This is a genomic window from Candidatus Azobacteroides pseudotrichonymphae genomovar. CFP2, from assembly GCF_000010645.1.
In the GTDB taxonomy this organism is placed as follows: domain Bacteria; phylum Bacteroidota; class Bacteroidia; order Bacteroidales; family Azobacteroidaceae; genus Azobacteroides; species Azobacteroides pseudotrichonymphae.
Map to the genome: position 1 here is coordinate 158,765 of NC_011565.1, position 11,477 is coordinate 170,241.

An 11,477-nucleotide genomic window follows, 5' to 3' on the forward strand; every position below is an offset into this window, starting at 1 on the left:
ATCTATACAAGGCACAACCCGCCATTCTGATCTGACAACAGGATCCTATCTCAAGACTTGTCATAAATCTTGACAAGTTTTCTAGTCAACACGACGTATAATAAATCTCCTAAAACCACTCTTGAATAAGAAACCTAAATATAATATCAATATGATACATACATCCTTAATATGTCATTAAAGTTTCTTAAATAGAATAATCACCTTTATTTACCATTTATAGATAAAAAAAATTGTAAGTAAAAATAGTTCCTTACTTATTTTTTTGCAAAAAAATGGAAGTATAATTTTCTACATATCCATCCAAGTTTTTTAACTTAAAACAGTGAACTAACTCGGTAAATTACGAAGCTAATAATCCAAGCCAATAAAGTTGTATAGCCCACAGCAAATAATGCCCATTCCCATTTCCCCGACTCGTTCTTAATAGATGCAATAGTTGCAATACAGGGGAAGTATAACAAAACAAAAAATAATAAACTCAATGTTTTCGATGGAGAAAATACTGGATTACCATTTGTATCCAATTCCATTTGCAAACATTGTTTTAATGAAGAATTCCCATTTTTAGCATTAGTATAAAGAATTCCTAAAGTACTTATTATAATTTCTTTAGCTGGTATTCCAGAAATAAGACAAGTAGCGATTTTCCAATCAAATCCCAAGGGTCTAACTAAGGGTTCAATGAAACAACCAATGCAACCAATAAAAGAATTTCGTTTTTGTTCTTCATTTTGTTGCATTCGAATATATGAAATTTGCTCTTCACTCCCAGCTTGCAAAACAAGTTTAGTTATCTTCCTTTCATAATATTGATTCCTTTTTTCATTTTGCGGATAATATTCTAAAAACCAAATCACAATCGCAGCAATCAAAATAATTCCACCCATCTTTCTCAAATACTGAGAAATCCTACTCCATACATGGCGTCGTATTGCATTCCATGTAGGTAAACGATAAGGAGGAAGTTCCATTACAAATGGTAAATTTTCATCCTTTATTAAAAACTTTTTAAACAAGAGAGACATTAATACAACCAAAAGTATCCCAGTAACATATAATAAAAAAAGTATCAATCCACCATAATTACGTGAAAAAGCACCTATTAAAAGAATATAAATTGGCAAACGTGCCGAACAAGATATTAACGGATTAATCAACATAGTGATCAAGCGTGTACTGTAACCTTCTATTACTCTAGTATTCATAATAGCTGGAACATTACATCCAAATCCCATGACAAGTGGAATAAATGATTTACCGTGCAACCCTATTTTATGCATCAATTTATCCATAATAAAGGCAGCACGTGCCATATAACCCGTATCTTCCATGAGAGATATAAAAAGATATAGAATAATAATATTTGGAAGAAATAAAATAACATTACCAACTCCTCCAATAATTCCATTGACGAGCAACTCTTTCAAAGCCCCATCCATCATATAGATCTCAACATATTCATCCATTCTGTTTATTATCCACTCAATCCATTTCATCGGATATCTACCAAAGGAAAAGGTACATTCAAACATAATGAACATTAACATAAAAAATATAGGATAACTCCAAAACTTATGCATAACTATCCTATCTATGAGATGAGTTAGCCTCAGTCGATCATTTTTCCCTTTTTGATACGTTTCCTTTAATGCGCCTCGTATAAATCCATAACGAGCATTTGCAAAAACTGTTTCAGTATTTTCTCTAAAATCATTTTCAATATATTGAGCACGAATATCGCGTTCAGCTAATATCTCATTTATATTAGGGGAATGTTGAATAGTCATTTCTGCAATTTTGTCATATTCCAACAACTGAATACTCAAATAACGACGTGAAATATCTCTACCTAAAATATCTTCTTTACAAATTACATCTTTGATATGCTGAATTTCTGTTTCTATCTCTGTACCATAATTAATATGAATATGCCGAGCAATAGAACTTTTCCCTTCATAGATTTCTATGACTTTATCAAAAAGTTCTTTGATACCTCTCCCTAACCTGGCAACAGTCGGAACAATCGGACACCCTATCATTTCTGCTAGATGTTCGTGATCAAATATATCTCCAGATTTTTTCAATTCATCATACATATTCAAAGCAATAACCATAGAAGCATCTATATCTATCAATTGAGTAGTTAAATAAAGATTTCGTTTCAAATTAGACGCTGCTACTACATTGATAATAACATCCGGAGGAGATTCAAAAATCTGTTTACGAACACATACCTCCTCGGGAGAACAAGTTGATAATGAATACGTTCCTGGCAAATCCACAAGATTGAATATATAATCTTTATATTTGATCCTTCCTTCTTTAGCGTTAACTGTAACGCCACTGTAATTACCAACACGCTCGTGCTTCCCTGCTGCTACATTAAACAGCGAAGTTTTACCAGAATTGGGATTGCCAACTAATAGCACATTAATTATATGCCTTTGCTCACTTGCTATTTTCAATAATTTATCAGAATCTGTAACTAAAGAATGGTAGAAGCTCCTTCTGTATCCATCATATACTTTATCAAAATGATGATGTCTTTCTTGCGAATATATATTGATTTCTCCTTCTGTGACTACCTCTATTAATTCAGCTTCACTCTCTCTGAGAGAAACTTCATAATCCATCACTTTGTATTGCGTTGGGTCTTGTAATGGTGCTTTAACAATCGTTTCTACCTCCTGTCCATACACAAACCCCATTTCCATAATTCGTTTCCGGAAATATCCACGCCCACGAACTTTAACGATAATTCCCTTTTGTCCAGGAAGTAAATCTGATAATCTCATATCGATAAATGTAAACAAATCCCATTAAATATAACTATATATGAATAGGTTCTCTTATTAATCATGGTTATCACTTTTGCAGTAATTACTAATTCCCCCACCAGAAATGATAAAATCATTAAAAACACCGAATCTCATTAAAAAACTATATCAACATTCTAAAATTCCATTTTCATGATATTGAAAAATATTAACGATATCAGAGATTCTTATCCTAATATTATACTTAAGCCTGTTGTAAGCGGAAAAGGAACTCAAATTACTATATATTAAGTTCTCCTTTATTAGTTTGAATAAGTCTCTTGAATCATTCTATAGTCTTTTTTGAAGACTAACATACTGATAGTATGTTAATTTATAACACAAAAAAAACTTAGACAAAGCTCTCTTCTATATTTTTATAGAGAAAAATGACATCCACACATTTTGAAAAGGGAATAATTCCTCCAAGTATGCCATCAAAAAAGCAATCATTTTCTTATCTTTTTAGTATTTCTTTTAAGAAAATCTTTCCAACTAACGTATCGAGTTTCCGAAACAGGACAAGGGCCTTGAAAAAAATGACATAATGCTGTAGCTAAACCATCAGTAGCATCCAAAGAGAGATATTCATCTAACTGAGTCCTATCTTTTGAAAGTCTTAAATAATTTCGCAATATACCTGCTACTTGTTCCTTTGAGGCTCGTCCATTACCAGTAACTGCCATTTTTATTTTAAGAGGAGTATATTCATAGACAGAGATACTACGAGACATGGCTGCTGCTATTACCACTCCTTGAACTCGTCCCAATTTAAGCATACTCTGTACATTTTGTCCCAAAAAAGGAGATTCGATTGCTAATTCGTTAGGAAAAAACTCATCTATCAATTCAAGAATTTTATTAAAAATATGAAGAAGACGTTTATAGTGGCTTTCACTTTTATTCAATTTAAAAACTTCCATTTTTAGCAAAAAAGGGTTACCCTCAGATATTCGAATTAAGCCATATCCCATCACAGAAGTACCCGGATCTACACCCAAAATAATCCTCTCTTCTCTCATAGTTTCATTAATTGGTCCCATATTTATACAATCTTGTGCCATATAATACTTTACCAATTATTATATAATTATATTTTCTATCTAATTTTATCAAAACTTTTAATATTAACTTTTAATACTAAAATAAATTCAAAAGTAATTTAGCTTTCAGTAGTATTTATGTACAGAGGCCACACATTCATGCTATCCAACTCCCTTACGGAGCCGTGAAACTGGAATATTTAACTGTTCACGGTACTTGGCCACCGTTCGACGGGCAATATTATAACCTTTCTTTTTCAACAAATTCGCCAAAACATCATCAGTAAATGGATTTTTTTTATCCTCAGTTTTTATAAAAAATTTCAAGATAGCTTTAATTTCACGAGTAGATATTTCCTCTCCCTCCTCATTTATCATAGCTTCAGAAAAGAAAAATCGTAATGGATAAATACCCCAATCACTCTGAATATATTTGTTAATAGTTGCTCTTGAAACAGTAGAAATATCATAACCACACAGTTGGGAAACATCCTTTAATTTCATTGGTTTCAACGCCTGCTCTTCTCCAGTCAAAAAAAAATCTTGCTGCAATTCAATAATAGCAAGCATTGTATTATACAAAGTAGTATTACGCTGTTTGATTGCATCTATGAACCATTGAGCTGAATTTATTTTTTTTTTGACAAAAGCAACCACTTCTCTCTTTTTTAAACTTTTGTTGCCAACATTATTCGATAATATCTCACTATATCCTTCATTTACTTTCAAAGTAGGCATATTTCTTTTTGCCATTGTGAAAATTAATTTTCCATCTATTATTTCTACAATAAAATCAGGTATAATATGTGCCAATTTAGATTCCATGCTGCTTTCACAAATATTCCCGGGTTTAGGATTTAAAAGAGCAACTTCTCTAATCACATCTTTTAAATTCTCCTTGGATATATTGTATATCTTACAAAGACTATCGTAATGCTTTTTCGCAAAAATTGCAAAATGTTTTTCCAAAATATCTATTACTAGACAACGTATTGGTGTTATCTTTTTTCTACGCAACTGCAAAAGCAAACACTCCTGCAAATCCCCCGCACCTATACCTGGTGGATCTAATCCTTGAATAGATTCCAAAACTTTCTTAATCTCGGATATAGATACATCATGCCCATACTGAAAAGATATATCATCGGATAAGGTCTGAAAGCTCTGGCGAATGTATCCATTATCATCCATATTGCCAATTATATATTGGCCTATTTTAATTTCTTCTTCAGATAATTCTTTTAGTTTTAACTGATTAAGAAGATATTCATGAAATGATTCGGGTTCTGCATAAACCATCTCCCACCGATTAAGAGAACCATTTTGTTGAAATTTATAACTATGTACATTATCTTCTCTTAAAGAACCTCCCAAAAATGTATCTGATTTATTCAATCTCTCTATTTGTAAACCATATTCATCAGGTTCTGGAATTTCTTCTAATACTGGATTTTCTTCCAACTCTTCATTAATTCTATTTTCTACCTCTAAAGTAGTAAGTTCCAACAGTTTCGTCTGTTGTATTTGTTGTGGAGAAAATTTTTGTTGCTGTTTATACGAAAGTTGTTGTTTAATCATTCAGTCTCCATATTTCAGTATGTATTTTATCAAAAATACAGCAAGTATCTCTTTTATATAAGGTAAAAATATAAAAAATCCTTTACTTTTGTCTCTTATCCATTTCATCATGATGAATAGCTTCTACGAAATCTTGAAACAGTATTGGGGATACGATTTTTTCCGTCCCCTACAAGAAGAAATTATTACATCCATCTATAAGAAGAATGATACACTTGGTTTGATGCCAACCGCTGGAGGAAAATCATTAACTTTTCAAGTGCCAACCTTAAATGCAGAAGGAATTTGTATCGTTGTTACTCCTCTTATTTCTTTAATGAAAGATCAAGTAGATACTTTGAGACAAAAAGGCATTAAAGCCGCAATGATTCATTCAGGAATGAACCAACAAGAAATAATGGTTATTCTCGAAAACTGCACCTTCAGTAATTATAAGTTTCTCTACGTTTCTCCTGAACGTGTGAATACGAAATTATTTCTAGCCAAATTGCAAAATATAAATATCTATATGATTGCAATAGATGAATCTCATTGTATTTCGCAATGGGGATACGACTTTCGACCCTCATATTTACAAATTGTGAAATTACGGGATTTATTTCCAGATATTCCTGTTTTGGCTTTAACAGCTACAGCTACTCCTGAAGTAATTGATGACATCCAAGAAAAATTACATTTTAAGAAAAAAAATGTCTTTCGTGGCAATCTTGAAAGAAAAAACATCACTTATGTAGTTCGCCGAACAGAAGACAAATTTTTTGAAATTGTCAAAATTCTCAAAAAAATTTCTGGAAGTGGAATTGTCTACGTACGAAGTCGTAAAAAAACTAAAGAAATTACAATAGAATTACAACGACAAGGTATTGTAGCCGATTTTTTTCATTCAGGACTAACTACTGAAGAAAAAATAAGAAAACAAAATAATTGGAAATCTGGACAATGCCAAGTGATCGTTTGTACAAACGCCTTCGGCATGGGTATAGACAAACCGGACGTAAAAATAGTGATTCATTTTGAACTACCTTCTTCTTTGGAAGAATATTTTCAAGAAACTGGAAGGGCAGGTAGAGATGGGAGAAAATCCTATGCAGTGGCCTTATTTTCTAATAAAGATGAATCTTTATTGAAAAAACGAGTTAAAGATGAATTTCCAGAAAAAGAATTTATAAAAGACGTATATGAAAAGCTAGCCTATTTTTACGAAATAGGAATAGGTATGGGTATCAATACAAAGCACAACTTTGTTATAGAACAGTTTTGTAGTGCCTATCATTACAACATAACTCATGTAGATAACGCACTGAAAATTTTAGCCATGTCAAAATATATAGAATACACAAAGGAAACTGACAAACAGTCCAAATTAATCTTTAAAATTGATAGAAACGAATTATATAATATAGAAAAATCAAATAGCACATTAGATAATATAATACGGGTTCTACTTCGTTCCTATACCGGACTTTTTACAAATTATGCCTATATCAATGAAAAATTACTCTCTCAAAGGGCAAATATAACACTTCACGAATTGTATGAAAGTTTAACATTACTTTCTTTACAGAATGTTGTTCATTATGTGCCAATAAAAAAAGTACCAACAATTTATTTTTTACAAGATAGAGAGGAATCAAAATATTTGAAAATTCCTTCATATGCCTATGAAGAACGTTTGGATCGTTTGAAAAAAAAAATAGATGATATAATCACTTATAGTACATCCACAAACATTTGTCGAAGCAAATTCTTGCTCAATTTTTTTGGAGAAAAAGAAGCCACTAATTGCGGGCAGTGTGATGTATGTCTATCCAGAAAACAATAACTTTTTAGAAAGACAATATTTTACTTCCAATCCCTAAAATAAAGCATTTAAACAATCCCTTCATGAAAATGGGAAATAATTCTAATATTTGGAAAATAGCAGCTCATATTAGTACACTCTTCTCAATGCACTAAACTAATATGAATTTTTGCAACTATTATAAAATTGGAAAGCTTCAATTCATCCATTGCTTCTATCAACATCATGTTCGCATTTTCTCACAGAGACTATTGAATCGTTAGATGCAATCGAGAATTCCATTTTCCATTATTTGATAATTATTCATCCATTATTTTCTAAATCTCCCTAATATTTTCTTCTTACATGAGCCTGAGCCATGCACTTCAATTCCCAGTTATATACACTATAAATTCTCAGTCATCACAAATATCGCTTTATTTATTTTTTAATAAAAAAACTGATGATTCTCTTGTTGTTCCTGTAAATTCCGTAAAAGAGTGCTGGAATATTTTTTTATGTACAAGTAGTTCAAAATAGACCTTTAACACGTCTGAAAACCGATTCCTCTTACGCGAATATCCCAACAATAAGCTTAAAAAAAAATTCCATAGTACAAAAACGGAAGCTATTACCTATTAAGAGATAATAGCTTATAGAAATACATAATTAAATGCTATTATAATCCCAACTTACACCTCAGACGGGATTCAGAAAAATATAATATAATATTGAATTCTTACAATGATATTCGCATCATTATAATTTTTCAACATTGTACAGATTTAAAAAAAGTAATAGGGGAACTCCTCGTACAAAGATTTTGTCATACCTTCCATTCTTTCTTTCCTATACATAGATGAAACATCTGTTTTAGATAAAATCAAAGACTAGTTTATTGTACCGATTGCTGAAATCCACGTACTACTACTCTCTCCAATCACTACCCATTCGCTGTATCTCTCCAAAAACACTACATTATTCTTGTAGATTTCCAGCAAATAGAAAGGAAATTTAACTGCTTTGAATTCAAAGTTTTGTATTGCACAACTGCCAACAATAACAAAATTTTTATTCTTAAAATCCTATGAATTTCGATTCTTTCTGAGAATAGAAATAAATTTCATTAGCCGTTTTCCCCTTCGCGCTCATCCTCTTACCCAGTACACTATTAAATACAAGAGGAAGGACATGACCCTATTGTAATTAATACTATCTTTTACAAAAAGAATTTCATTCTTTCACATTCAAATCCTCTAAAAATTCTATTTCCTTTGGATCATAGGGAGTTGCTTGATACACATAGTAATTCAACCAGTTCTTAAATAGAAGATTAGCATGTGCTACCCAACTAACCAAAACATCCTTGGTAGAATCATTATCTTTGTAGTAATTTTTGGGTATTTCAGTTTGAATACCTTTATCTAAATCCCGCTGATATTCGTTGTGCAATGTATTTGGGGCATACTCTGCATGACCTGTCATAAATATTTCACGACCACAACGAGCTGAAACAATATGTACACCTGATTCTTTGGATTCTACAAGCAATTTCAGTCTAGGAACTTTAAGTATATCTTCTTTACGTATCTCTGTATAGCGACTATGTGGAACATAAAATTCAGAATCGAACCCACGAAAAAGCGGAACATTACTTCCATTAGTCGTATGTTGAAATACACCAAACATTTTTTTAGCTAATGAATATTTGGGAATCCCATAAAAATGATACAGTCCAGCTTGTGCTGCCCAACAAATATACAATGTAGATGTAACATGTTTAGACGCCCAGTCAAATATTTTCTGCAACTCTTCCCAATAAGTAACCTCTTCGAAGTTCATCAATTCAAGTGGAGCACCAGTAATAATCATACCGTCGTAATTTTCTTCACAGATATCTTCAAAATTTTTATAGAAAGCCATTAAATGTTCTAAAGAAGTATTTTTGCTTTGATGCTCCTTCATCTTAACAAAAACAACATTTACCTGTAATGGACTATCGGAAAGTAGACGGACAAAATCAGTCTCTGTTGCAATTTTAACGGGCATTAGATTCAAAAGCACAATTTTTAATGGACGAATGTCTTGTGCAGATGCTCTTAAGTCGTCCATTACAAAAATACTTTCTCGTTTAAGAATCTCTATTGCTGGCAAATGGCGAGGGAGATTTAAAGGCATATGTTCTAAATTCTTAAATACTAAACCAATTCTTTGAATAAAGAATTAAGGGAATTTTTATTCTTACTCCAAAGCACTTCAACCAAGATTTTACATCTTCTGTCTTGCTTCACCGAAATTATAAACCAACTTTCTGCTCATTTAGGTTTACTACAAAAACATCTACCACTCACGAAGTCTAAGTTTAGACCACATACAAACTTCAAATTACTACGAAATAAGCTCAATATTACGCTTGATAAACCTATTCAATGCTTCTCCTTTCAACAATCCATTAGACAATAATGCTAAATCTACCAATTGACCAACAATACTTTTAGTATTCTCTTTATCAGCGTCTATCTTTTTTACCAATGGAGAGTCTAAGTTAACAGTCATGGTATAAGAAATAGGCATACCGCCATAAAAATTCATACCTGACTGCATTCCTGCCATCTCTTTCATACGCCGCATAAATTCATTTTGAGTAATCGTTATGGGAGTAGTTTTTTCACCTAAATGCTCAAATCCTATAACAAAATCAGCGTTCTCCACTGAAGGTATGGCCGACTTAAACGTTTCAACTAGTATCTTACGTTCCTCCTCTGTCAATTTGACTTCTTTATTTTCACTTTTCTTAATCAGATTGTCAATTACATCAGCATCAACACGGACAAAACGAGTTTTTTCTAACTTTCGCTCTAATGTATTCATAAAATGATTATCCAATTGTCCATCCATTACCAATACATTATAAGCTTTTTCTTTAGCTACATCAACATAAGCGTATTGTTCTTGCTGATTAGTTGTATAAAGATAAATGATGGTTTTATCTTTATCTGTTTGATTCCCCTCTATCAACGTTTTGTATTCGTCCAAAGTAAAAAATTTTTTATCTGTATTTTCTAATAAAACAAACTTCATTGCTCGTTCACAAAATTTTTCATCCGTAATCATACCATAATGAATGAAAACTCTCAGACTACTCCATTTTTCCTCGAATTGCAGGCGACTATTTTTAAAAATATCATCTAAGCGGTCAGAAACTTTCTTTGTGATATAGGTAGAAATTTTTTTTACATTGCTATCAGACTGTAAATAAGAACGAGATACGTTTAAAGGAATATCTGGAGAATCAATTACACCATGCAATAAAGTTAAAAATTCTGGAACAATACCTTCTACCGAATCAGTTACATATACCTGGTTGCAATATAACTGAATTTTATTTTTTTGCAAATCTATACCGCTTTTTACTTTAGGGAAATATAATATCCCCGTCAAATTGAATGGATAATCAACATTTAGATGAATCCAAAACAGCGGAATTTCCCCAAATGGATAGAGCTCTTGATAAAATTTGGTATAATCTTCATCAGTAAGTTCGGAAGGTTTACGAACCCATAAAGGATTAGTATTATTAATAATATTATCTTCTTCCAATTCTATTGATTTGCCATCTTTCCATTCTATTTTTTTGCCAAATACAATAGGGATGGGCAGAAAACGACAATATTTCTTCAATAACGAATCAATCCGATTTTTTTCAAGAAACTCTTTGCCTTCTTCATCCATATGAAGAATGACATCTGTACCACGTGTTTCCTTTTGAACTTCAATTAAAGTGTATTCTGGCGAACCATCACATTCCCATTTCACCGCTGAAATACCTTCTTTCCATGATTTAGTAATAATTTCCACTTTCTTCGAAACCATAAAAGACGAATAGAAACCCAATCCAAAATGCCCTATAATAGAGTTTATATTATCTTTATATTTACTCAAAAAATCACTGGCTCCAGAAAAAGCAATTTGATTAATATATTTTTCTATTTCGTCGGCAGTTAATCCAACTCCCCTATCAGAAACAGTCAACGTTCCTTCCTTTTCATCTATACTAATCCGGATATTCAAATTACCCAAATCACCCTTCACTTCTTCGACAGATACTAATGTTTTCAATTTTTGGGTCGCATCTACAGCATTAGAAACTAATTCACGCAGAAATATTTCATGGTCACTATAAAGAAATTTTTTAATAATAGGGAAAATATTTTCGGTTGTTACCCCAATATGGCCGGTTTGTTTTTGCGTAATCAT

Annotated in this window: 6 protein-coding genes; 1 reads left to right on the plus strand and 5 read right to left on the minus strand. The window is 31.8% G+C overall.

All coding sequences use genetic code 11. The annotated features are described in order from the left end of the window. Nucleotides 1–317: 317 nt before the first annotated feature. The 3 genes from feoB to rpoN all read right to left on the minus strand — a co-directional run bounded on the left by feoB (nt 318) and on the right by rpoN (nt 5,440). Nucleotides 318–2,798, minus strand: coding sequence for a ferrous iron transport protein B (feoB, locus tag CFPG_RS00750; RefSeq protein ID WP_012573163.1), 2,481 nt, complete (start codon nt 2,796–2,798; stop codon nt 318–320). Between the two features lie 470 nt (nt 2,799–3,268). Continuing rightward, nucleotides 3,269–3,841 carry a crossover junction endodeoxyribonuclease RuvC gene (gene ruvC / locus CFPG_RS00755; RefSeq protein WP_012573164.1) on the minus strand — a complete coding sequence of 191 codons (573 nt, stop codon included), beginning with the start codon at nt 3,839–3,841 and terminating at the stop codon, nt 3,269–3,271. Between the two features lie 183 nt (nt 3,842–4,024). After that, on the minus strand, nt 4,025–5,440 hold the full coding sequence (rpoN, locus tag CFPG_RS00760) for an RNA polymerase factor sigma-54 (RefSeq protein WP_012573165.1): 1,416 nt from the start codon (nt 5,438–5,440) through the stop codon (nt 4,025–4,027). A 133-nt stretch (nt 5,441–5,573) separates the two neighbouring features. Here rpoN and CFPG_RS00765 point away from each other — a divergent pair, with 133 nt between their 5' ends. Beyond that, nucleotides 5,574–7,262 (plus strand): RecQ family ATP-dependent DNA helicase, encoded by a 1,689-nt coding sequence (locus CFPG_RS00765; protein ID WP_265348017.1) that lies wholly within the window; start codon nt 5,574–5,576, stop codon nt 7,260–7,262. 1,191 nt (nt 7,263–8,453) lie between these two features. Here the strand turns inward: CFPG_RS00765 and metA are convergent. Further along, nucleotides 8,454–9,398, minus strand: coding sequence for a homoserine O-acetyltransferase MetA (gene metA, locus CFPG_RS00770; RefSeq protein WP_012573167.1), 945 nt, complete (start codon nt 9,396–9,398; stop codon nt 8,454–8,456). 210 nt (nt 9,399–9,608) lie between these two features. Then, complete coding sequence (htpG, locus tag CFPG_RS00775; protein ID WP_012573168.1) at nt 9,609–11,477, minus strand: molecular chaperone HtpG; 1,869 nt, start codon at nt 11,475–11,477, stop codon at nt 9,609–9,611.

What these genes read in the sequence shown, in the direction of transcription:
- feoB (WP_012573163.1), bottom strand. Translation starts at nt 2,798, where the DNA reads ATGAGATTATCAGATTTACTTCCTGGACAAAAGGGAATTATCGTTAAA.
- ruvC (WP_012573164.1), bottom strand. Translation starts at nt 3,841, where the DNA reads ATGAGAGAAGAGAGGATTATTTTGGGTGTAGATCCGGGTACTTCTGTG.
- rpoN (WP_012573165.1), bottom strand. Translation starts at nt 5,440, where the DNA reads ATGATTAAACAACAACTTTCGTATAAACAGCAACAAAAATTTTCTCCA.
- metA (WP_012573167.1), bottom strand. Translation starts at nt 9,398, where the DNA reads ATGCCTTTAAATCTCCCTCGCCATTTGCCAGCAATAGAGATTCTTAAA.
- htpG (WP_012573168.1), bottom strand. Translation starts at nt 11,477, where the DNA reads ATGATTACGCAAAAACAAACCGGCCATATTGGGGTAACAACCGAAAAT.